The sequence below is a fragment of the Streptomyces rimosus subsp. rimosus genome, from assembly GCF_000720725.1.
Taxonomy (GTDB): domain Bacteria; phylum Actinomycetota; class Actinomycetes; order Streptomycetales; family Streptomycetaceae; genus Streptomyces; species Streptomyces rimosus_A.
Genome location: NZ_JOCQ01000131.1, coordinates 1 through 21,601, shown reverse-complemented (window position 1 = coordinate 21,601; position 21,601 = coordinate 1). Strand labels below are relative to the sequence as shown.

At 71.1% G+C, this 21,601-nt stretch carries 18 protein-coding genes and 1 pseudogene; 8 read left to right on the top strand and 11 right to left on the bottom strand.

The features are described from left to right. Nucleotides 1-315: 315 nt before the first annotated feature. The 5 genes and pseudogenes from IH45_RS0138240 (at nucleotide 316) to IH45_RS0138220 (ending at nucleotide 4,909) form a co-directional block, all read left to right on the top strand. Nucleotides 316-1,440 (top strand): DUF5954 family protein, encoded by a 1,125-nt coding sequence (locus tag IH45_RS0138240; protein ID WP_030680039.1) that lies wholly within the window; start codon nucleotides 316-318, stop codon nucleotides 1,438-1,440. 211 nt (nucleotides 1,441-1,651) lie between these two features. Continuing rightward, on the top strand, nucleotides 1,652-2,308 hold the full coding sequence (locus IH45_RS0138235) for a maleylpyruvate isomerase N-terminal domain-containing protein (protein WP_030680037.1): 657 nt from the start codon (nucleotides 1,652-1,654) through the stop codon (nucleotides 2,306-2,308). A gap of 208 nt (nucleotides 2,309-2,516) precedes the next feature. Beyond that, nucleotides 2,517-2,945: a hypothetical protein gene (locus IH45_RS0138230; protein WP_030680035.1), complete on the top strand. Its 429-nt coding sequence runs from the start codon at nucleotides 2,517-2,519 to the stop codon at nucleotides 2,943-2,945. Nucleotides 2,946-3,066: 121 nt separating this feature from the next. Continuing rightward, nucleotides 3,067-3,484: pseudogene (locus IH45_RS0138225) on the top strand (hypothetical protein). Nucleotides 3,485-3,697: 213 nt separating this feature from the next. Beyond that, on the top strand, nucleotides 3,698-4,909 hold the full coding sequence (locus tag IH45_RS0138220; RefSeq protein ID WP_050515473.1) for a S1 family peptidase: 1,212 nt from the start codon (nucleotides 3,698-3,700) through the stop codon (nucleotides 4,907-4,909). 233 nt (nucleotides 4,910-5,142) lie between these two features. Here IH45_RS0138220 and IH45_RS0138215 read toward each other — a convergent pair whose 3' ends face one another. From IH45_RS0138215 to IH45_RS01000000144565, 3 genes are all read right to left on the bottom strand, one after another. Further along, nucleotides 5,143-5,685 (bottom strand): GNAT family N-acetyltransferase, encoded by a 543-nt coding sequence (locus tag IH45_RS0138215; RefSeq protein ID WP_030680030.1) that lies wholly within the window; start codon nucleotides 5,683-5,685, stop codon nucleotides 5,143-5,145. A gap of 95 nt (nucleotides 5,686-5,780) precedes the next feature. After that, nucleotides 5,781-6,755, bottom strand: a complete 975-nt coding sequence (locus tag IH45_RS0138210; protein ID WP_030680018.1) for an NmrA family NAD(P)-binding protein — start codon at nucleotides 6,753-6,755, stop codon at nucleotides 5,781-5,783. Nucleotides 6,756-6,766: 11 nt separating this feature from the next. Then, nucleotides 6,767-7,288 (bottom strand): nuclear transport factor 2 family protein, encoded by a 522-nt coding sequence (locus tag IH45_RS01000000144565; RefSeq protein WP_030680016.1) that lies wholly within the window; start codon nucleotides 7,286-7,288, stop codon nucleotides 6,767-6,769. 82 nt (nucleotides 7,289-7,370) lie between these two features. Between IH45_RS01000000144565 and IH45_RS0138200 the strand changes: the two genes are divergently transcribed. Further along, nucleotides 7,371-7,967, top strand: coding sequence for a TetR/AcrR family transcriptional regulator (locus IH45_RS0138200; protein WP_030680014.1), 597 nt, complete (start codon nucleotides 7,371-7,373; stop codon nucleotides 7,965-7,967). Between the two features lie 34 nt (nucleotides 7,968-8,001). Here the strand turns inward: IH45_RS0138200 and IH45_RS0138195 are convergent, their stop codons facing one another. The 7 genes from IH45_RS0138195 to IH45_RS0138165 form a co-directional block, all read right to left on the bottom strand. Then, nucleotides 8,002-9,210: a M20 metallopeptidase family protein gene (locus tag IH45_RS0138195; protein WP_107058799.1), complete on the bottom strand. Its 1,209-nt coding sequence runs from the start codon at nucleotides 9,208-9,210 to the stop codon at nucleotides 8,002-8,004. 165 nt (nucleotides 9,211-9,375) lie between these two features. Further along, nucleotides 9,376-10,689: a benzoate/H(+) symporter BenE family transporter gene (locus tag IH45_RS0138190; RefSeq protein WP_078897981.1), complete on the bottom strand. Its 1,314-nt coding sequence runs from the start codon at nucleotides 10,687-10,689 to the stop codon at nucleotides 9,376-9,378. Beyond that, entirely contained in the window at nucleotides 10,686-11,900 is a 1,215-nt protein-coding gene (locus IH45_RS0138185; protein ID WP_030680004.1) for a trans-sulfuration enzyme family protein, read from the bottom strand. The genes IH45_RS0138190 and IH45_RS0138185 overlap by 4 nt, the downstream gene beginning before the upstream one ends. Next, on the bottom strand, nucleotides 11,900-13,771 hold the full coding sequence (locus IH45_RS0138180) for an FAD/NAD(P)-binding protein (protein ID WP_234440833.1): 1,872 nt from the start codon (nucleotides 13,769-13,771) through the stop codon (nucleotides 11,900-11,902). The genes IH45_RS0138185 and IH45_RS0138180 overlap by 1 nt, the downstream gene beginning before the upstream one ends. Next, nucleotides 13,768-14,769 carry a 2,3-diaminopropionate biosynthesis protein SbnB gene (sbnB, locus tag IH45_RS0138175; RefSeq protein WP_030679997.1) on the bottom strand — a complete coding sequence of 334 codons (1,002 nt, stop codon included), beginning with the start codon at nucleotides 14,767-14,769 and terminating at the stop codon, nucleotides 13,768-13,770. Before sbnB ends, IH45_RS0138180 begins: the two co-directional genes overlap by 4 nt. A gap of 16 nt (nucleotides 14,770-14,785) precedes the next feature. Continuing rightward, nucleotides 14,786-15,751, bottom strand: coding sequence for a 2,3-diaminopropionate biosynthesis protein SbnA (gene sbnA, locus IH45_RS0138170; protein ID WP_199810768.1), 966 nt, complete (start codon nucleotides 15,749-15,751; stop codon nucleotides 14,786-14,788). 491 nt (nucleotides 15,752-16,242) lie between these two features. After that, nucleotides 16,243-18,471, bottom strand: a complete 2,229-nt coding sequence (locus IH45_RS0138165) for a tetratricopeptide repeat protein (RefSeq protein ID WP_030679991.1) — start codon at nucleotides 18,469-18,471, stop codon at nucleotides 16,243-16,245. Nucleotides 18,472-18,706: 235 nt separating this feature from the next. Here IH45_RS0138165 and IH45_RS0138160 point away from each other — a divergent pair, with 235 nt between their 5' ends. Beyond that, the gene (locus IH45_RS0138160; RefSeq protein ID WP_030679988.1) at nucleotides 18,707-19,606 is read left to right on the top strand and encodes an aminoglycoside phosphotransferase family protein; all 900 of its coding nucleotides are present in this window, start codon (nucleotides 18,707-18,709) and stop codon (nucleotides 19,604-19,606) included. A 138-nt stretch (nucleotides 19,607-19,744) separates the two neighbouring features. Here the strand turns inward: IH45_RS0138160 and IH45_RS0138155 are convergent, their stop codons facing one another. Next, nucleotides 19,745-20,656 carry a glycoside hydrolase family 19 protein gene (locus IH45_RS0138155; protein WP_394298739.1) on the bottom strand — a complete coding sequence of 304 codons (912 nt, stop codon included), beginning with the start codon at nucleotides 20,654-20,656 and terminating at the stop codon, nucleotides 19,745-19,747. A gap of 322 nt (nucleotides 20,657-20,978) precedes the next feature. On the opposite strand from IH45_RS0138155, the gene IH45_RS0138150 reads away from it, so the two are divergent. After that, a partial coding sequence (locus tag IH45_RS0138150) for an Ig-like domain-containing protein (RefSeq protein WP_234440832.1) occupies nucleotides 20,979-21,601 on the top strand: 623 nt, incomplete at its 3' end.

The following is a 21,601-nucleotide window of genomic DNA, read 5'->3' as shown; positions in this document are numbered from 1 at the left end:
GAGGTAGGGGTGGGGCGCGGGGGTGGCGCCTGTGGTGCCTGCCGCGTGCGGTACGGGGGTGAGGTACGCCTGCGTGCGGTACGAGCGTCAGGGGGCAGGCCTTCAGTGGACACGGTGCGCCGACCGCCCTGATCGCCCCGGCTTGCTCGGCCTCGCTGTCCGCTCACGCCGCGTAGCCTTCGCGCGGAGCGGTTCGGCCCATCGCTCCCGAACTCCTTTGTGCCCATATCACACACCTGCACGTTCGCCATGCGCGACCGGGTTGTTTCTCCGGTTTTCCGGCGGAGCCGTCGCCGCTTCCGGCACATTCGGTGCATGAACGGTTACGAGGACAGGGTGCCCGGCTACCTGACCTTCCGGGTGGCCCCGCAGGACGGGCCCATCGCCGCGCTGGCGGACCTGGAGGCGTGGCAGGCGCGCGAGCGCTATCCGGAACTTCTGGGGGTGGGGCTGGCGGAGTTCTTCCATGCGAAGGAGTGCGATACCGGCGGTTGGGAACTGTCCGAGCACGGCGCCAGCGAACCGCAGGGGGCCAGGGACTCCCTGGGATCACACTTCCGCCTGCGGGCCAAACGGGCCGACGAAAGCGGTGACGCGGCGGCGCAGAAGGTGTGGATGGCGGCGGCGTTGCGCATGGACCGGGAGGTCGTCGACGAGATCAGTGTCCGTGGCGAGCGGTTCCGTATCGTACGCGCGTCGAAATTCATCCGCATGGGCCGTAGTGGCCCCGAACCGCCCCGTCCCTCCGATCCCGACCCGGCGGAGGTCGGCGAGGCACTTCGCGTGCCGTCCCGCACCAAGGGATTCGTCGTCGATCCGTATGTCAGTACCGGCCTGTCCGACGGCCTTCTGAAACTCGATCTCGTCCACTTCGTCGGGGGTTCTCCCAATACACCCCCGGAGGTGCGCGTCGATGCCCTGCGCGCCGCCGAGAAATACCCGGGCGGTGTGTTGTTGCCCGCGGTGTTCATGACCTCGGAACGGGTGGACGGGCAGTGGAGGGCGCAGAATCCGGGAGCGTCGGATTCCACCCCGCAAGGGGCCAGGGACGGACTGGCCGCATGGCTCCGGGTGATGGCGCCGTTCAATATGAGGCTGTCGGAAGAGAAGCGGGCGGAGTACGCGCGAGCGGCCGACGCGCTGGACGAGAAGCGCAGCAACGGACTGAGCGTCGATGGGCGCCGGTTCCGTATTACGCGGGTCGAGCGGCTGGTTCGGGTCGGCCCCAGTGGCCCGGAGGGGCCGCGGCCCAGCGACTTCGACCCGCAGCCTCCTGTGGAGGTGCACACCCAGCAGCTGAAGGACCAGGGACTGTGGAAGGAAGAGGACGAGCCGCTCGAACTCGACGAGCGGACGCTGGAGTTCAAGGAATTGTGGGAGCAGGAGGAGGCGCGCCGCGCGGCGGCCAAGGAGCGCAGGATGAATAAGAAGCGCACCTGAACGCATTAAGTCGCCGTTGTGCTCGGCCAACCGCTGTTGTGCTCGGGGCGCCGCTGTTGTGCTCGGCGAACCGCTGTTGTGCTCGGCTTCCCGACGGAGCCGAGCACAACAGCAACCTCGGACACGCGCCCGCCACCGCTGCCCCCGCGCCTCGCGCAGGGGTGGACGAAATCCGGTCGCGGCGGATGCCGGGCGCTGCTAGCTTGCGGCCGTGGATCTCTTCTCACGCTCTTGGGCAGCGCTGCGCACCGCGGTCGCCGAGCTCTCGGACGAGGACTTCGCGCGGCCGTCGGGCTGCGCCGGCTGGCTCGTACGGGACCTGGTGTGCCACCTGATCATCGACGCTCAGGACGTCCTGATCACCCTTGCCACCCCCGCCGATACGGAACCGACCCGCGACGCGGTGACCTACTGGGAGGTCGCCGATACGCCACCGACCGGTGACGACCCGCTCGACGCGCTGATCGTCCGCCTGGCCGCCGCGTACGAGGACCCGGCGCTGCTCAAGTTCCACCTGGACGACCTCGGTTCCGCCGCCGGCCGCGCCGCCGACCTCGCGGACCCCGCGGCCCGGGTCGGCACCCGCGACGTCGTGCTCACCGCGGGCGACTACCTCTCCGCGTACGTCCTGGAATGGACCCTGCACCACCTCGATTTGATCGCCCACCTCCCGGGCGCGGCGGAACCGCCCGCCGAGGGCCTGGCCCGAACACGGGAAATGCTGGAAAAGATCGCCGGTGCCGTGTTCCCGTCGTCGTTCTCCGACAAGGACGCACTGCTGATCGGCACGGGGCGACGCACCCCGACCGATACGGAGAAGGCCGCATTGGGAGAGTTGGCCGCGAAGCTTCCTTTCGTCATTGGCTGAGCGGGCTGCGGGCTGCGGGCTTCGTGAGTCGTAGCCCGTAGCCCGTGGCTCAAGTGGGCGCGCCCGTGGACCTGGCCGGTCGTTGATATGGGCGCGTTCGCCGATAGGCGGCTAATCAAGCTTGACTAGTGATGTATGGGTGCGTACTTTCTTCTTCGCGCAGCCATGCCTGATGGGTGTGTGACCGAGGACTTGAGGAGAAGTTCGCGTGACCTTTCTGCCTGACACCGGGTACGTGCCGACCGATGAGGACCGCGCGAGCCTGGATGCCTGGTTCGCGGAGTACGACGCGCAGAGCGCGAAGCGGAACGTTGAGCGTATGGCGGACATGGCGGTGTTCCCGCTGAACCTCGTGAGCGACGATGCGGCGGGCAACGGTCGCTCGGCGCAGTGGGACCGCGAACAGTTCGTCGCGACGATGACCCATGTCATGGGCGAGGGAAACGAGGACATCACCTTCGAGTCAACCCGGACGCCCGTGTTCCTTTCCGCCTCGATGGCCGTGGTCTTCACGGACTCGACCATGACGCAGGCGGGGGAGTCCCAGCAGTTGCGGTATGCCGACATCCTGATCCGCCGTGCTGGGAAATGGGCGTTCCAGACCATGATCCAGGGTGGGTGGGGCGACAACTTGTAGGCCTGGGGCTGGGGTACGGGGCCAGGGGCTGGGCGGCGCCGGGCGGCTCCTGTCTTCGGTGCTTCACGGCCGGCCGACGCTGGCCGAGGGCATTGTCAGACCCCTCGGCTACGGTTCGGGCATGGTGAACTTCGTACTTGTCGCGGGCGCGTGGCTCGGGGCGTGGGCGTGGGGCGAGGTGGTCCTGCTCTTGCGCGCGGCGGGCCGCGGCGCGTATCCGCTGACGCTGTCGGGCTTTCCCGGCGGCCAGGCCGCCGAGCGGATCGGTGAGCGGCTGAGCCGTGTCATATTCATCGACTCCGACATACCGGCCCACGGTGAGTCGTTCATCTCCGGCCGGCCGGACTTCCGGGCCGCTCGCCGAGCTTCCGGCGACGTACATCAAGTGCGCGCTGGCCGGCCCCGAGCCGATCCCGGCCGTGGCCAAGATGCTGACCAGCGAGAAGTGGCGGCTGGTCGGACTGGAGGCAGGGCACTGGTCGATGTTCTCCGCGCCGGGTGAACTGACACGAATACTCCTGGAGGCCGCTGAGCGATAGGCGTCAGTGAGGAGGGGGCCGGGGCAGTGTAAGGGGGCGGTGTGCTGAAGGGGCGGAATTCATCGCGTTACGAGGAGGGTTGAGCCGGGTCGCTGTGGCCTTCGTAGAACTGGGTGCCCACCGTGCACGGGAGCCGACCGCGGCACCACCCGCTCCCTCCTGTGTGCTCTCCCTGTGGCCCAGCTGGAGGTCAGTGAAGTGAGCCACCGATACGTGAGCAAGAACCATCGGCATGTCAACAAGCGGACCGGCGTTCTCGTCGGCGGTGCGGCGGCCGCGCTCCTCGCGGCGGCGATCGTGCTGCCCCAGGCCAACGCGAGTCCGGAGCGGCCCCGGCCGCTGCGCACCTTCTCCTCCGAGTCGGCTGCGCGGGTCGCGTCGTCGCTCAAGGCCGACCTGGGGGCCGACCGGACGGCGGGCTGGTATCTCGACAGCGGGAAAGGGCAGCTCGTCATGAACGTGCTGTCGGCGGAGGATGCGGGGCGGGTCGAAGCGGAAGGGGCGGTGGCGAGGGTCGTACGAAACAGCATGGGCGAACTCCAAGCTGCTACCCGGTCGTTGGGCAACAGTGCGGCCATACCCGGTACCGCGTGGTCCATCGACCCGCGTACGAACCGCGTCTCGGTGACCGCCGATCGCACGGTCACCGGCGAGAAGCTGGCCACCCTCACCAGGGCCGTCGAGAAGCTGGGCAGTGGTGTGGCGAGCGTGCGGCGGTCGTCGGGGGAGTTCCGGCGCTACGACGGCGGCGGGATCGGAGGGAGCGCTGAGGGTGGGGTCGGTGGCAGTGGCAATGGCAGTGGCAATGGCAGTGGGGGAGGAGATGGTGGCGGGGACGCGGGTGGTGGGTTGCCCGTGGGGGGCAGTGCCATCTTCGGGGGGAACGCTCGGTGTTCGCTGGGGTTCAACGTCACCGTTCAGGGCGCTCCGGCGTTTCTGACGGCGGGGCACTGCGGCAAGGCTTCCGCGACCTGGTCGGCCGATCAGGCGGGGGCGCGGCAACTGGGTACGGTGGCCGACGCCCAGTTCCCCGAGAGCGACTTCGCTCTGGTGAAGTACGACGATCCGGGCGCCCGGCCGGAGAGCGCGGTCGATCTGCAGAACGGCGGCACACAGCGGATATCGCGGGCCGCGGAGGCCGCGGTGGGGATGCGGGTGCAGCGCTCGGGCAGTACGACCGGGGTGTCGGACGGAACCGTCACCGGCTTGAACGCCACGGTGAATTACGGCAACGGCGACATCGTCAACGGGCTGATACAGACGGACGTGTGCGCGGAGCCCGGTGACAGCGGCGGGGCGATGTTCGCCGCGGACGCCGCCGTGGGACTGACCTCCGGCGGCAGCGGTGACTGCACGCAGGGCGGGGAGACCTTCTTCCAGCCGGTCACCAAAGCCCTGGCGGCGACAGGCGCCCAGATCGGATGAGGCCGACGACGTAAGGGTGGGGCGGGCGCAGCTCAGACGCCTTTTCGGCCGCCTGAGCACAAGGTCCGCTTGGCGGGTTGGCCGGCGACAGCCGGGCGCGGTCGCTCGCTGTGCATGTCACCGCCGGCCAGACCGATGACGTACCGGCCTTCGAGGCGTACCGGCCTTCGACCGGACCGACGACGTACCGGCCTTCGAGGCGGTCACGGCCGGGGCCCGACCGGCCCACGACGCTAGGCCGTCGACTCCTGCTTCCAGTCCTGGACGAGCAGCCCGAGCAGTACCTCGTCCAGGAACTCGCCCATCACCCAGGCCGAGGAGCGCAGCACGCCCTCACGGACGAAGCCGTTGCGCTCGGCGGAGCGCAGCATCGCGGTGTTGTCCGACAGCGTCTCGATCTGCAGGCGCTGCAGGCCGCGTACGACGAAACCGTAGTGGCACAGCGCCGCGACCACGTCCGTGCCGTAGCCCTTGCCGCGACAGGCCGGCAGCAGTCCCAGCCCGATGTGCGCGGACCGGTTGTGGTTGTCGATGTCCCACAGCGTCGCGGTGCCGATCAGCGTGCCGCCGTCCAGCTCCACCACGGAGAACGGGACATGCCCCTGGTCCTTGTCGTCCACCACGAGCCGCGGGTCCTTCGAGCCGGGCGTGATCGGCCGCCATGGCCCGCCCTCGGCCCGCGCGGAGTTGACCACGTCGTCGTAGAGCTCGGTCCGCAGGATCGGGATGTCGTCCTCGTGCCGGGCCCGCAGCCCGATCTTGTCGCCTCGTAGCATGCGAGCTTCTTATCCGACCGGGCCGGTCGGCGGCAATCCAATAAGACACATCCATGGCCGCCCATGGAGATGAACCCCACCCGCCTCCTGCGTCCCTAGCGCACCTCCACCGTTCCCGCCACCCCTGCCACCTCCACCATCTCCGCCTCCGCGAAGTCGGCGAAGCTCCTGGGCGGCCGGCCGGTCATCCGCTCGACCGTGTCGGTGGTGCGGTCCTCCGCCCCGTCGGCGATGGAACGGTCCAGGTCGGCCAGCAGCGCGGCGAAGTCCGCGGGCGTGTCGTCGGCCAGGTGGTCGCACAGCTGCTGGTGGGTGAGCCGTCGGTGGGTCACGGGCCTGCCGGTGACCTGGGTGATCACGGCGGCCACCGCGTCGTAGCTCAGGGCTTCGGGACCGGTGAGCACCAGGTCGGTGTTGGGCGCGGTCGGGTCGGTCAGGGCGCGTGCGGCGACGGCCGCGATGTCGTCGGCGTCCACGAACCCGACGCGGCCGTCATCGGTCGCGGTGGCGATCATGCCGTCCGAACGGATGCTGCGGGCGTGGAGGTGTCCGCCGGTGAAGTTCTGCATGAACCACGACGGCCGCAGCACGGCCCACTCGACGAACAGCCCGGGAAGCGCGTCGTGCACACGGCCGACGGCCGGGCCTCCCCGGGGGATGGCCGAGGAGCTGAGCAGCACCACGCGCCGTACCCCGGCTGCGCGGGCCCGGCCGAGGAAGGGCAGCATGACGGCCGCCGGGTCCCGGTCGCCGACGGGCGGTACGAGGTAGAGGGCATCCGCGCCGCGCAGGGCCTCGGCGTGGGTGGACGGGGCGTACCAGTCGAAGCGGACCGGCCGGATGCCGTCCTGCGGAGTCGTCCGACGGGCACCGTCCCACGGAGTCGCCCGCCGGACGCTGTCCAAAGGAGTCGCCCGCCCGGCCCCTTCCGCCGGAGCCGTCCGGCGGCTCGCGGCCCGGACCTCGCAGCCCAGTGCGGCCAGTTGGGCCGCCACCCGGCTGCCGGTGGTACCGGAAGCGCCGATGACCAGGACGACTGGAGGCTGTGTGGCGGTCTGAGGCGTGGTCATGGGTTCGTTCCTCATCGTGCGGTGGGCGACGACTTCGCCGCGTTCATGGAAGCCGGTACGGCGAGCGGGTTCCAGTAGTCGCGGTAGCGGGTGATGCGGCCGTGCTCGGCCGTCAGGACGACGATGTAGGCGAGTTCGTAAGGAACGCCGGTGGCCACGACGCGGCCGGTGGCCTGCATCTCGGCGATGACGGTGTTCGGGTCGTCGGTCAGGTGGATCTTCAGGTGCGGGATGTCGCGGAGGTCGATGTGCTCCGTGTAGTCGCCCAGGTAGTCGGCCAGCGCCGCCCGGCCCACCAACTGCGTCGGATAGCCGGGCGGCGCGAACGGGAACTCGACCAGCACGTCGTCGGCGCACAGAGCGATCCAGCCGTCCATGTCCTTGGCCAGCAGCAGGCGCGTGGCGTGGTGGAACAGGTCGGCCGGGGAGAGGAGACCGTAAGGGCGGTCGGGTGCGGGGCGCCGCACGGACGGTACGGATACGGAATCGACGGATACGGAAGCGGTGGTTACGGCGGTTGCGGAATCGGGCATGGGGAGCCCCTTCCTCTACGATGTGGACCGTGGGTCCGTTTAAATATACGGACTGTCGGTCCGATTAGCCAGAGGTGACGTGGTGACCAGCAACGAGGCCGCGCGCGCACGCAAGGAACGCGTGGACGCCGTACGCAACCGGGAGGCCGTACTGGCCGCCGCCGACGACCTCTTCGCCCGCAGCGACAGTCCCCGGGGCGTGTCCATGGACGACGTGGCGGCGGCGGCCGGGGTGGGCAAGGGCACGCTCTTCCGCCGCTTCGGTGACCGCACCGGCCTGATCCGGGCGGTCGTCGAGGCGCGGATCGAGCCCCTGCGCCAGGCCGTCGAGGAGGGCCCGGCGCCGCTCGGGCCCGGCACGCCGCCGCGCGAACGCGTCCCGGCCCTGCTCGACGCCGTCCTCGAATTCAAGCTGGCCAACCGGCACCTCTCCCTGGCGCTGGAGGAGGCCGGCAGCGGCAGCCCGTACCGGACGGAGTACTACCAGTGGTGGCACGCCACCTTGCGGCAGACGCTGGACCGCATTCCCGGTCACGCCGACAGCGGCTTCACGGCGCACGCCCTGCTGGCCGCCACCCGCGCCGACCTGGTGGAGCATCTGGCCGGTACGGAAGGCATGACGGGCGAACGCGTGCGGGCGGATCTGGCGGCGCATGTGGCCAAGGTGCTGGGCGGGTAGTGGCCGCCAGGCCGTCCGCGGGCCGTACGCCCGGCTACCCCCGGAGGCACTCCACGGCCACCGCCGCGTGCACCGCCGCCCCCACGGCCAAGGCCGCCTCGTCGTACACGACCCGGCTGGAGTGGTTGTCGGGCACCTGACCCGCCGTCCGGCCGGGCGGGCAGGCGCCGAGGAACGCCATGGCTCCCGGAACGCGTTGCAGTACGAAGGCGAAGTCCTCCGCGCCCATGATCGGGTGCGGTAGCGGACGGACCCGCTCCGGGCCGAGCAGGGCGGTTGCCGCGCGGGTGACCAGGCCGGTGAAGTCCGGGTCGTTGCTCACCACCGGCGTGACGTCCGGCAGTTCCACGTCGGCGGTCAGGCCGTGTGCCGCCGCCACCCCGTCGGCCACCCGCAGGATGCCGTCGCGGACCGTCTTGCGGGTGGCGTCGGACAGGGTGCGGAAGGTGCCGGAGATCTCCGCCGTGTCGGGGATGATGTTGGACGCCGTACCGGCCGTGATGCGGGTGACGCTGAGCACCGCCGGCTCGAAGACGTTGACCGTACGCGTCACCATCGTCTGCAGGGCCTGGACGACCTCGCAGGCCACCGGGACCGGATCGAGGCCCCGGTACGGCGCGGCGGCGTGCGCGCCCCGGCCGCGTACGGTGATCAGGAGCCGGTCCGCGGCGGCCGACTGCGGGCCGGGCCGCAGATGGACGGTGCCGGACGGGTGCCGGGTGGTGATGTGCAGGGCGAACGCCGCGTCCACGGGGCGGCCCTCCGGCGTCTCCAGCACCCCGTCCTCGATCATGGGCAGCGCGCCCTCGCAGATCTCCTCGGCCGGCTGGAACATGAACACCACCCGGCCCGGTAGCCGCTCCCTGCGCGCGGCGAGCAGCCGGGCCGCGACGAGCAGCATGGCGGTGTGCGTGTCGTGCCCGCAGGCGTGCATGACGCCCGGCGTGGCGGAGGCGAAGTCGAGGCCGGTCTCCTCGGTCTGCGGCAGGGCGTCCATGTCGGCGCGCAGCAGGATCGTCCGGCCGGGGCGTGCGCCGGTCAGTGTGGCGGTGACGGAGGTGAGCCGGTCGCCGGGGACGACGGACAGCGGCAGGCCGGACAGCTCGCGCAGCACGGTCTGCTGGGTGCGGGGCAGGGTGGTGCCCAGCTCCGGCGCGTGGTGGATCTCGCGGCGTACGGCGGTGATCCGGGGCAGGAGCCGCCGGGCGTCTTCGAGGAGTGTGCTGTCGTGGTCGTCTCCCATGGGACCCATGATGAGATCGCGGCGCCCTTACGGCCAGAGCGCCTCGCGGGCCAGGGCGGCGGCCGGGTGTGCGGGTGCACGGCGGTGGTGCGCGGGCCGTACGTACGCCCCGCATCCACATGTGCGCCCGCGCACCACCCACCGACCGCCCTGCCGAGGCGGACGCTACGCCGCCGTCTTCCGCTCCCCACGCATCCGCGTCAGCACGAGGTGCGCCGCCACGCCGAAGACCAGGCCCCAGAACGCCGAGCCGATCCCCGCGATGGTGACGCCGGAAGCCGTGGCGAGGAACGTGATCAGCGCCGCCTCGCGGTCCTTCTCCTCCTTGACCGCGCCGGTCAGGCCCCCGGCCAGCGCGCCGAACAGCGCGACACCGGCCACGGCGGCGACCAGCTCCTTGGGCAGGCCCGCGAACAGCACCACGAGCGTCGAGCCGAACGCGCCGATCAGGAGGTAGAAGAAGCCGCAGGAGACACCGGCCACGTACCGGCGGCGCGGGTCGCGGTGCGCTTCGGGACCGGTGCAGATCGCCGCGGTGATCGCCGCGAGGTTGATCGCGTGCGAGCCGAACGGCGCCAGCGCCGTGGACGCCAGGCCCGTCGAGCCGATCAGCAGCCGGTCCTTGGGCTCGTATCCGGAGGCGCTGAGCACCGCCATGCCGGGCGCGTTCTGCGACGCCAGGGTGGCCAGGATCATCGGTACGGCGATGCCGATGAGCGAGCCCGCCGAGAACGCCGGGGTGGTGAACACCGGCTTGGCCAGCTCGATGTGGTCGACGTGGATGTCCAGCCGCGAGGTGACCGCGCTGCACACCACCCCGGCGGCCAGCGCCAGCAGCACCGCGTACCGCGCGATCCAGCGCTTGGCCAGCAGGTACACCACCAGGACCGCACCGGCGATCCACGGCGCGGTCTTCAGCGACGTGAACACCCCGGTGCCGAACGAGAACAGGATGCCCGCGAGCATCGCGGACACCACCGCCGTCGGCACCTGCCGCATCAGCCGCCCGAACACGCCCGTCAGCCCGACGAGGGTGATGACGGCCCCGGTGACGAGGAAGGCGCCGATGGCCTCCGCGTACGAATACGCGCCCAGGCTGGTGACCAGGAGCGCGGCGCCGGGGGTCGAGAAGGCGGTGATGACCGGCATGCGGGTGCGCAGACTGAGCGCGATGCAGGTGATCCCGCTGCCGATGGAGATGGCCCACACCCAGGAACTGGTCTGGGCGCGGTCCAGATGGCCCGCGTTGGCGGCCGCCAGCACGATGACCAGCGGCCCCGAGTAGGACACCACCACGGCCACGAATCCGGCGAGCACGGCCGACAGCGAGGCGTCGCGGAACAGCCTCGGCCGTGCCGCCGGCGCGCCGTCCGGTGGCGGGCCACCGGTGGCGGAGCCGCCCGGCGGCCCTTCCTGGGGAGGGGTGCCGGTCGGCTGGACGTGGGAGGTGGTGCCCGAGCTTGTGGTGTCCGAACTCAACGCTCTTCCTTTGCGGCGCGTTCCAGTGCCTGTTCCAGGTCGGCCACGAGATCGGCCGCATCTTCGAGGCCGATGGACAGGCGGATCATGTCCTTCGGGGAGGTGCTGCCCGGTCCCTCGAAGGTGTAGCGGTGTTCCACCAGACTCTCCACCCCGCCCAGGGACGTTGCCCGGATGAAGAGTTCGCAGTTCTCCGCCGTACGCAGAGAACGCTGCCAGTCGCCGTCGACGTGCAGGGACAGCATGCCACTGAAGCCGCCGCGCATCTGCCGTGCGGCGATCAGGTGACCGGGATCGGTGGGCAGCCCCGGGTACGCGACCCGGCTGACGTGCGGATGGTCGGCGAAGTGCTCGGCCAGCGCCTGCGCGGTGGCCGATATCTGCCGCATGCGCGGGAAGAGCGTACGGATGCCGCGCATCAGCAGGTACGTCTCCAGCGTGCCGAGGATCGGGCCGGTGAGCCTGCGGTGCAGGCGCAGCCGCTCCCACAGCGCCTCCCGGGCCTCGGCCGCCGCGCCGTCCGGTCCGGGCGCGGCGACGAGGAAGCCGGCCACCACGTCCGTGTGGCCGTTGAGGTACTTGGTGCCGGAGTGCATGATCAGGTCGGCGCCCAGCTCGAAGGGCCGGGTGTGCACCGGCGTCGGCACGGTGTTGTCCACGGCAAACAGCGCCCCGGCGCGGTGCGCGATGTCGGCGCAGGCCGCGAGGTCGGTCACCAGCCAGGTCGGGTTCGCCGGGGACTCCGCCCACAGCAGCGCGGTCGGCGCCGCCGCCACCGCCGCGGCCACCGCGTCCAGGTCGTCCATCGGCACATGCACGACATCGAGCCCGCGCGGACCGCCGAACTCGGCCAGCCACTTGGTGAGCCCGAAGTACATGGTCCGCGGCACCACGACCCGCGCACCGGCGGGCAGCACCTGGAACACCGAGGTCGCGGCGGCCATGCCGGAGGAGAAGACCAGCGCGTCCCGGCCGCCTTCGAGACCCGCCACGACCTGCTCGACCTGCTCATAGCCGGGCGTGCCCTGGTCGCGGAGGTACGCCAGCCCGGCGGGCGAACGGTACTGCTCGTCGCGCGCGAACGTCGCGCCCAGTTCGATGGGCGGCGGAATGGACCCGGTGGCCGGCGAGCGCCAGCCGTCGCCCTGGGCGGCGCGGGTCGCCGGGCGGTAGTCCTGCCGCCAGGGGGTGAAGGTGTCACGGACGTTCATCAGGGCCTCGCAGTCAGCTGGTCGAGTGCGGTACGCAGGGCGAGTTCGGCGTCCCGCAGCGCGCGCGAAGGGGCGCCGGGGGACGGGACGTAGTGGTTGTAGTAGCTGGAGCCCTCGGTGTGCGGGCCGAGGAAGTACAGCCGGGGCTGCACGCCTCCTGCGGGGTCGATGCCGCGGCCGTCCCGGGTGACGTGCAGGCCGGTGGCGCTGCCCCCGCGGCGGGCGAGGGTGGCGACCCGGCCGGCCGCGACGAGCGCGCCGAGCAGCGAGCCGGGCAGCTGGTCGGCGGGCGGTTCGGCGACATGCGCCGCCACCACGTGATCGACCTCGACGGTCTCGGGCCGCTCCAGGCAGGTGGACTCCAGCCGCCAGGACGCGGCGTTTCCGGACGGCGCGAGGACCTTGGGCCGCGGCCCGGGGCCCAGCCGCAGGACGCCCGCGCCGAGCAGCGAGAGCAGTTCGGCGGAGCGGTCCAGCTGGGGACCGATCACCAGCCGGTTGACGGTGGCGGTGAACGCGCCGAAGAACCGGTCCAGCGAGGCGTCGTCCAGCCCCGGCGGGTCGACGACGGCACGCAGCACGTCCCGGTGGTCGCGCAGCACCTCCAGGGATTCCTTGAGGGGGCTGCGGCCCAGTCCCGTACGGGCTTCGCCGAGGTCGTCCGCCACCTGGCCGGTGAACCACCGCGCGTACTCCCGTGCGTCGGCCCACGGGCCCTCCGCCGCCCGCACGCCGAGCACGCCCCGCAGCGGGTACGGCCCGTACTGTCCGCGACACTCGTCCAGCAGTGTCCGCCAGCCGGAGCGTCCGGCCCGGCGCGCGAACTCGGCTCCCGCCCCGGCGAAGTCGTCCAGCTGCCCGCCGAGCAGCGCCCGGTAGTAGGCGAGCTCCATCTCGGCTTCGATCAGCGGCAGTACGTCCTCGGCGAAGTCCAGCCGGCCGCCGGGCCGGGCCGCGCGCCGCGCGTCGAGTTCCGCGGCGGTCAGGGCGAGCGGTACGAAGCGCAGTCGGCCGGGGTTCAGGTGCGGGCGGCTGCGGGACGGCAGACCCGAACGGTTCGTCAGGACGATCAGCGGTTCCCGGCCGCTGGGTATGTACCGCAGACCGCCGCTCCCGGCGGAGAGCCGCTCGTGCCGGCCGCCGCGCCCCAGCGTCAACGACGCGATGACGTCCATCGCCGTCAGGCCCATACCGAGGACGGCCACCCGCTCACCCGGCGCGATGCCGTCGAGCACATCGGGCAGCGGGTAGGGCCGGGACACCAGGCGCGGTTCCGCGATGGCCCGCTCCGGGTGGTACAGGGAGTGATGCCCCACGGTCACGAAGACCGCGTCGGTGTCGATGGCCGTACCGTCCGCGAGCAGGACGCTCTCGCGTTCCGCCGCGCCCGGCCGGATGTCGAGCGCGGTGGAACGGTGCCACACCAGCCGCAGGCACGCGGGAGCCGCGGCCCGGATCCGGTCGGTGGCCCAGGTGAGATAGGAGTGCAGCAGCCGCCGGGGCAGGTAGTCGTTGGGCTCGATCTCCCGGCCCCGGCCTTCTCGTACGGTGTAGCCGTCGGCCGCCAGGCGCAGGTCGCGCGACCGGCACCACTCGTACAGGCACGGGCCGGCCGTCGCGGTCGGGCCGTCCACCATGCGTGGCTCGGCGAACGCGGTGACCTGCGAGCACACCGTGTTCAGCAGCAGGTGGTCGGGCTGGTCGGCGAGGTGGAACCCGGGCCCGGGCGGCTGCGGGTCGACAAGGTGGACGGTGACCGGGAAGGGCCGCTCCGTACAGTGGCTGACGAGGCGTTCCAGGACGCCCAGGCCGCGCGGGCCCACGCCGATGACCGCGAGGACGGGCGGGCGTTGTGTGTGCTCGGAGGTCACCACCGGCGCGTCTCCCCGAAGAAGTTCGGCACGCTGACGGCCGTACCGTCGGCGCGTGCCTGCTGGAGGGCGAAGGCGCCCACGGCCAGGTCGAGGACGCCGAGCCCGAACGGCGAGAAGATCACCGGCCGGTCCGCGGCGAGCTTCACCTGCTGGTCGAGCACCCCGGCCAGCGTCCCGGCCACGAAGTCGCGGTTGCCGGTGAGCTGTTCGGCCAGGTGGGGCGACGTATTGGCCTTCATGCAGTGCTCGACGTCGTCGAGGATGTTCTGCGCGCCCAGGATCACCTCGGGGGCCAGGTCGCGCAGCGAGATGTTCAGGACCAGCTGCCCGGCATCGAACTGCCGGTGGACGTACGGCTCCAGCGCGGTCGTGGCGAACACCACGGTCTCCGCGTCCAGCGCGGCCTCCAGGTCAGCGGTGACGGACGCGGGGCGCGCCTGGGTGTCACGGATGTGCGCGGCGAGCGCCTGGGCGGACGGTTCGTGCAGGTCGTGGACCACGTAGGCGTCCGGGGCGCAGCCGGCGGCGTGCAGGTAGTCGCAGATGTTCCGGGCGATGACACCGCCGCCGACGACGCCGACACGGCTGCCCTCGTAGCCGTCCGGGCGCAGCGCCGTGGCCGCCACGGCGGCCGAGGCCGCGGTCCTGGCGGCACTGATGTTCGCGGCCTCCAGGACCGCGATCGGATATCCCGTCGCGTAGTCGTTCAGGACGAGCACGGCCGAGGCGCGGGGCACGCCGTTCTCGGTGTTGCGCGGGAAGCTGGATATCCATTTGATGCCGGCCAGCTGGACGTCCGCGCCCAGGAAGGCGGGCAGCGCGATGATGCGCGAGTCCGGCTTCTCGGGGAACCGCAGGAAATAGCTGTCCGGGTTGACCGTCGCACCGGCCTCGTGACTGCGGTAGGTCCGGGCGACGATGTCCAGGACGTCGCCGCGCCGCTCCCGCAGGATCTTCAGTACGGAGTCGCCCGGCACCACGTCGAAGGTGAACATGCTGAATGTCCTTTTCTCAGGCGCGCGCCTGGTCCATTTCCGTTTCCGGGCCGAGGAGGTGCGGCCAGCGTTCGGCCACCCATGCGTCGTCGTAGAGGGTTTCGAGATACCGTTCCCCGAAGTCGGGGGAGAGCGCCGCGACGACGCTGCCCGGCGGGATGTCCGGGGCCGCGTTGCGTACCGCGGCCAGTACGGTGCCGGTGGAACCGCCGAGCAGCAGCCCCCGCTCCTCGGCGAAGCGACGGCACATTTCCACGGCCTCGGCCTCCGGTACGAGCACCACGTCGTCCACGTGCTTCTCGTCCAGGATTTCCGGGCGGCGGCTGGTGCCGAGCCCCGGAATGTGCCGCCGGGCCGCGGGGCCGCCGAAGGTGACCGACCCCAGGGAGTCGACCGCCACGACGCGGGTCGCCGGGCTGTGCTCGCGCAGGTACGCGGCGCAGCCCATGAGCGTGCCGGTCGTCCCGGCGCCGATGAACACGTGGTCGATCGGACCGAGCGCCGCGACGAGCGCGCGCCCGGTCCGGTCCCGGTGGGCGCGCGGTCCGGCCGGATTGGCGTACTGGTTCAGCCAGTACACGTTCCGTTCGCGGCGCAGGCGTTCGCGGATGTAGTTGATGCGGGACTGCAGATAGCCGCCGTTGCCGTCGCGTACGTCGATCACCACGACCTCGGCGCCGAGTGCCTCCATGAGGCGCACGGACTGGGCATTGGCATTGGGATCGGTCACGCACGTCAGGGCGTATCCCTTCGCCGCGCACACCATGGCGAGCGCCACCCCGAGATTTCCGGAGGTGGACTCGATGAGCCGGGTGGCGGGAAAGGGACGGCCGGTGTTCTCGGCCTCGGCGACCAGCGCCACGGCCGTTTTGAGTTTCACCGAGCCGGCCGGATTGAGGCCCTCGATTTTCAGGAAGACCGAGCTTCCCGGTACCAGTTCGTCGGCCCGGATGAAGAGATCATCCAGGATCAGGTCGTACACTTCTTCTGCTATCACAGGAATCCAAGGTGCTGGAATGCGGGCATGCGCAGCTGCCGGATTCATCCGGTGAAAACGCATGCGGAGTCGTGGTCACACGTGGTGATCAAGGCATGCAGAAGAGTTGGAAGTTCCCCCGTTCCGTTCCCCCGTGGGCCGCCTCGTTGTCCCCCGTAGAACCGCGATGGCGACGCCTTGCCGGAAAGATACCCGTTGCGGCAAGATCCTTTCCAGACATTGCGATGTTTGAAAAGTCAACTCCTGTGAAGTCCGGTGGCGGAATTACCCGTTCGGCAGGGGAGGGGAGTCTCCGCTTCCCGGCGGCGCGCCCGGACCGGAGGAGGCGTACGGCCCAGGAAAATGCGGGGTTCCGCCGCCATCCCGCCCGGCGGGGCGGGGCACTTCGTGGGTCCGGTGGGGCGCCCTCCGGCCCCGCCCGGATTTTTGCTCATTGTTGACGATTTGGGGGCGGACTCGCATGCTCCGGGGCGGACTCATGTGCTCCGGGGCGGTCCGCCGTTCGCGGGAGCGCTCCCGCCTACATCTTCGGACTCCCGCTCGGCGAGCTCGCCGAGTTGGCGCTGCAACCGCTCGGCCTCCTCCGACCGGTGCTGGGCCCGGTACAGCTCTAACGCCTGCTGCCAGGCTTCACCGGCCTTCTCGGGCCGGCCCAGGGCAGCGTGCGCCTGGCCGATTCCTTCGAGGAGCACGGCTTCGTGGAAGGTGTTGCCGATCTCGCGGAAGAGCGCCAGGGCGCGCCGGCCGTTCTCCAGTACATCGGCGTACCGGCCCGTGCACAGGCCGAGGTAGGCGTGGACGCTCAGCGACAGCGCCTCGCCGTTGCCGTTGTCGTGGCGGCGGTGCAGCAGCAGCGCCTTGTCACCGTAGGCCGCCGCCTGCTCATAGTGGCCCAACTGCGCGGAGTACCAGGCGGACTGGTTGAGCCCGCGGGCCTCCCACTCCTCGTCGCCGATCGTCTGGAACAGGCCCAGGGACCGGGTGGCGTGGTCCAGCGCGGGCCCGATGCGGCCCTGCTGCCCCCAGGACCAGCCGAGCACGCGGTGCGTATGGGCCTGGCTCGGCAGGTCGTGGGCGTTCTCGGCCAAGGTCAGGGACTCATGGAGATGTTCGAGCGCCTCGGTGTGCCGGCCCACCAGGGCACAGGATTCGGCGAGGAGGCGGTGGGCCGGCGCCTGGGTGGCCGGGTCGCCCAGGCGTTGTGCAGCGGTCAGGCCCGCCCGCGCGACGGCCACTTGATCCGCGAGGAGGCCGCGCCGCCAGTGGTACGTGTGCAGGGTCGGCGCCAGCTGCCACACCAGCGTGTGCCACTGACGCTCGACGGCCAGGTGCTGGGCGGCCATCAGGCAGGGGTGCTCGACGTCCAGCCACGCCAGCGCCTTGGTCTTGTCGCGCAGCGGGTGGGGCAGGCAGCCCTGGGCGGGCGGACCCAGTACGACCGACTCGCGGTGCGGGTCGAGCAACTGGTCAGCGGCGTAGGCCGTATGCAGGTAGAACTCCACCAGCCGCCGCAGCGCGCTGTCGCGGTGGTCCTCGGCCTGGTGGCGGTGGGCCTGGTCGCAGGCGTAGAGACAGATCAGGTCGTGGAGCCGGTAGCGTCCGGGCGTCGGCTGGGACACCAGGTGGGCGGTCTCCAGCTCCCGCAGCAGCGCGCGGGTCCGGGCCTTCGGCAGCCCGGCCAGGGAGGCGGCGGCGGGAAGGCTGATGTCCGGCCCCGGCGCCAGGCCGAGCAGCCCGAGCAGCACGGCCGCCTCGGGGGACAGCGCGTGGTACGAGGACGAGAACGCGGCGCGCAGGTTCAGCGGGATCTCGCCGGCGTCCAGTTCGTCGAGCCGGGTCGCGTGGTCGCGCAGCTCCTCGGCGAGCACGCTCAGCGGGAAGTCGGGGTGGGTGGTGGCGCGGGCGGCCACGATGCTCAGCGCCAGTGGCAATCCGGCACAGCACGCCAGGAATTCCGCCACCGCCTCGGGCTCGGCGGCGACCCGATCGGCACCCAGGTGATCGATCAGCAATCGGCGGGACTCGGCCTCGGACAGCACGTCCAGGTCCAGGGAGCGGGCGCCGTGGGTGGTGACCAGCCCGGCCAGGTGGCGGCGGCTGGTCACCAGCACCGTGCAGGCCGGGGTGCCCGGCAGCAGCGGGGCCACGTGGGCGGTGTCGCGGACGTTGTCCAGCACGATGAGGATGCGCCGGTCGGCGACCAGGCTGCGGTAGAGCCCCACCTGCGCGTCCAGGTCGGGCGGCACGCCGGACGGGTCCACGCCGAGGGCGTTCAGGAAGCCGCGGACCGCCTCCGTCGTCGGCATCGGCTCGCCGAGCGGGCTGTAACCCCTTATGTCCACGAACAGCCGGCCGTCGGGGAAGCGGTCGACGTGCTGATGCGCCCAGTACAGGGCGAGCCAGGTCTTGCCGATGCCTCCGGCGCCGCCGATCGCGGAGATCATCACGGTGGTGCCGGACTCCACCGCCTCGTCCAGCGCGGCGGTCAGTGCGGCCAGTTCGCCGGCCCGGCCGGTGAAGCGGCGCGGCGCGGCGGGCAGCTGGTGGGGTACGGGCCGGCGTTCGCGCGGGGGGTGCAGATGGACGTCGCCGTGGATGACGCCGGCCTGCACCACGTGGCCCTCGACCGGCGCGGACACCTCGTTGCGCACGCCGGCCGCCAGCGGGCCCCGGTCCCGGTCGTTCGAATCATGTTCCGTCGTCACAGTCGTCACCACTTTCAACTACCGTCACACCGAGCTGCGTCCCCAGTGTCCCGAGGTGCCGGAGCGGCGGATGCGGGCAGCGCCCTTTCCTACCCGTGCGGGTGAAGATCGCGCCGAGCGTCCGGCGGTGGACGCCGAGCCGGGCCCGCAACCGGCCCTGACAGCTGATGACCTGCACGGATGGGGCGAAAAAACGTTTGACGCACGGTGCCGTCCGGTGATCGGGTGACGCCCCATGAGCACAGGGCGGACACACCCCGGGCCGCACCCGGTCGACGACGGTCTCGTGCGGCGGCTGGTCGCAGGGCAGTTCCCGCGGTGGGCGGAGCTGCCGGTGCGGCGGTTCCCGTCCGGCGGCACGGTCAACGCGATGTTCCGGCTGGGCGACGACATGGTCGTACGGCTGCCGCTGTTGCGGGGCGGCGCCGCGGACGTGTCGCTGGAACAGGAGTGGCTGCCCCGTCTCGCGCCCCGGCTGCCGGCGGCCGTCCCCGAAGTGCTCGCGGCCGGGGAGCCCGCCGCGGGATTTCCGTGGCCGTGGTCGGTGTACCGCTGGCTGGCGGGGGAGAACCCGGTCGCGGGAGCGCTGAGCGAACCCGTACTCCTGGCCGAGGGCCTGGCCGGGTTCGTGGCGGCGATGCGGGACGTCGCGCTGCCCGGGGCCCCGGCGGCCTACCGCGGCGGGCCGGTCGCCGCGCTCGACGCGTCGACGCGGGCGGCGATCCGGAAACTGCGCGACATCCCGGAGGAGGGCGTCGACTGCGACGCCGTGACCGCCGTGTGGGAGGACGCCCTGCGGGCCCCGGCCTGGGACGGCCCGCCGGTGTGGCTGCACGCCGATCTGATGCCGGGCAATCTGCTGGTGGACGACGGCAGGCTGACCGCGGTGATCGACTTCGGGTGTACGGGCACGGGCGACCCGGCCTGCGATCTGTTCCCGGCATGGAACCTGCTGCCGAGCGGGGCGCGCGAGGTCTTCCGGGAGGCACTGGGCGTGGACGACGCGACGTGGGCGCGCGGCCGGGGCCGTACGCTCTCCCAGGCGCTGATCGCGCTGCCGTACTACCGGCAGACGAATCCGGCGATGGCGGGGAACGCCCGGCATGTGATCCGGGCGGTGCTGGAGGAGCGCTGAGACGCCCCGGACGCGGAGCCCGGACCCGGCCGCCCGGGAGTCGGCCGCCACGGCACCGCACACGCCCGCCCGCTTCGTCCGTCCGGCCGGGGCGGGACGGACGAAGCGGGCGGGAGGTCCGGCCGCGTCGGAACGGGCTCAGCAGCTCAGGTTGCCGCCGGTGCTCGTGCCCAGGATCTGGGTGAACTTCTTGTACGAGTTGATCCGGCTCTGCACCTGGTTGGGGTTGTTGCCGTTGCACTCCATGGAGCCGTTGATGCTGCGGATGGTTTCGCCGAAGCCGCGGTCGTTGACGATCGCGTCGTGCGGCGTCATCGTGCCCGGGCCGCGCTGGGTCATCCAGTACCAGATGCCCGTCTTCCAGGCGACGGCCGAGTCGTTCTGCACCAGGTTCGGGTTGTGCAGCAGGTCGATGCCGAGCGCGTCACCCGCCGCCTTGTAGTTGTAGTTCCAGCTCAGCTGGATCGGCCCGCGCCCGTAGTAGGCCGCCTGTCCGGCGGGACAGCCGTACGGCCGGTTCCGGTCACAGTAGTGCGGGTAGTTGTTCGTGTCCTGCTCCACGACGTGGACCAGGCCGCCCGTCTCATGGCCGACGTTGGCCAGGAAGGCGGCGGCCTCACGCTTCTTGATGGTGTCGTTCCCGGTCTTGGCGAAGCCGGGATACGCGCTCAGGGCCGCCTTCAGGCCGTTGTACGTATAGAACCGGTTTCTGTTCGGGAACATCTGGTTGAACTGCGCCTCGCTCACCACGAAGCCGCCCGACGGGTTGGTTCCGCCGCCGCAGTTGTACGGCTCCCAGTACCAGGTGCTGATGACCGGGTCGTACCCCGGGTTGTCGTGCGTGGCCCGGTAGTACTGACCGTTCGTGTACTTGACGATATTGCCGGTGACGTACGGCTTACCGGCCTGCCAGATGGTGAAGTTGCAGCTCGCGGCAGGTGCCGCGGTACCGGGTGCGGGCGCCGCGGTGGCGGACGGCGCGGCGACGGTGAGAGTGGCGGCGCAGGCGGCGGCCGAGAGCACGGCGGCGACACGCTGTTTCAGCAACACCTGATCACTCCTCAGTGCGGCAGGGCCGCGTGAGATCGGCGACGGACGGTCCGGCGCACGACGAGCATCGAGGACCGCGCTCCGCTTGGCGGGCGCAATCGACAGGTGCAGGTACTCAACCCGGTTGGTATGAACCAGTCAAGATGATGTTCCGACGGGCGGTTGATTGCTAGACGATTGGCCAGAGTTTCCGGCACAAGGAGCCGGCACGAGGACCGGTACAAGGACCGGCATAAGAAGCGGGCTTAGGAGAGGTGCGTACGGTCGGCCGCTGCCGCTCTGGCGAACCGTTGTCGACTCTTGGTGTGGAGCTCTCGTGAAAATGCCGGATTCCCCTGTGCCCGCTCGGCCCGGCACCCTGCGGTTCGCCGTGTCGGCGCTGTGTGTGACGGGTGTGCTGGCGCTGTCCGCCTGCGGGGGCGGTGGCTCACCGGGTGGCGCCGGCGGTGCGGACGACCGGGACACGTCCGGCATCAAGATCAGGATTGCGGCCGAGGACGGCGCCATGAACGTCGGCCTCCACCCCGGTGTCGAGGTCAGCGGCGGCAAGCTGACCGACGTCAAGCTGGTGCAGGCGGACAACGGCGCCACGGTCAAGGGCTCGATGGCCGCCGACGGTTCCTCCTGGAAGCCGTCGGCGGAGCTGGAGCGCGGCACCAAGTACAAGCTGGTCGCCAACGCCAAGGACGGCAAGGGCCGCCCCGCCACCGAGAACCGCACCTTCACCACGGTCTCGCCGAAGAACAGCTTCATCGGCTCCTACACGCCCGACGGCGGCAAGACCGTCGGTGTGGGCATGCCGGTGTCCTTCAACTTCGACAAGGCGATCGCCGACAAGAAGAATGTGCAATCGCACATCACGGTGACCTCCAGCAGCGGCCAGAAGGTCGTCGGCCACTGGTTCGGCTCGCAGCGCCTGGACTTCCGTCCGGAGCAGTACTGGAA

Excerpts from the sequence above, each read along its gene's own strand:
- IH45_RS0138185 (WP_030680004.1), bottom strand. The coding sequence starts at position 11,900 with ATGAACGTCCGTGACACCTTCACCCCCTGGCGGCAGGACTACCGCCCG.
- IH45_RS0138210 (WP_030680018.1), bottom strand. The coding sequence starts at position 6,755 with ATGACCACGCCTCAGACCGCCACACAGCCTCCAGTCGTCCTGGTCATC.
- sbnB (WP_030679997.1), bottom strand. The coding sequence starts at position 14,769 with ATGTTCACCTTCGACGTGGTGCCGGGCGACTCCGTACTGAAGATCCTG.
- IH45_RS01000000144565 (WP_030680016.1), bottom strand. The coding sequence starts at position 7,288 with ATGCCCGATTCCGCAACCGCCGTAACCACCGCTTCCGTATCCGTCGAT.
- IH45_RS0138240 (WP_030680039.1), top strand. The coding sequence starts at position 316 with ATGAACGGTTACGAGGACAGGGTGCCCGGCTACCTGACCTTCCGGGTG.
- IH45_RS0138215 (WP_030680030.1), bottom strand. The coding sequence starts at position 5,685 with ATGCTACGAGGCGACAAGATCGGGCTGCGGGCCCGGCACGAGGACGAC.
- IH45_RS0138160 (WP_030679988.1), top strand. The coding sequence starts at position 18,707 with ATGAGCACAGGGCGGACACACCCCGGGCCGCACCCGGTCGACGACGGT.
- IH45_RS0138195 (WP_107058799.1), bottom strand. The coding sequence starts at position 9,210 with ATGGGAGACGACCACGACAGCACACTCCTCGAAGACGCCCGGCGGCTC.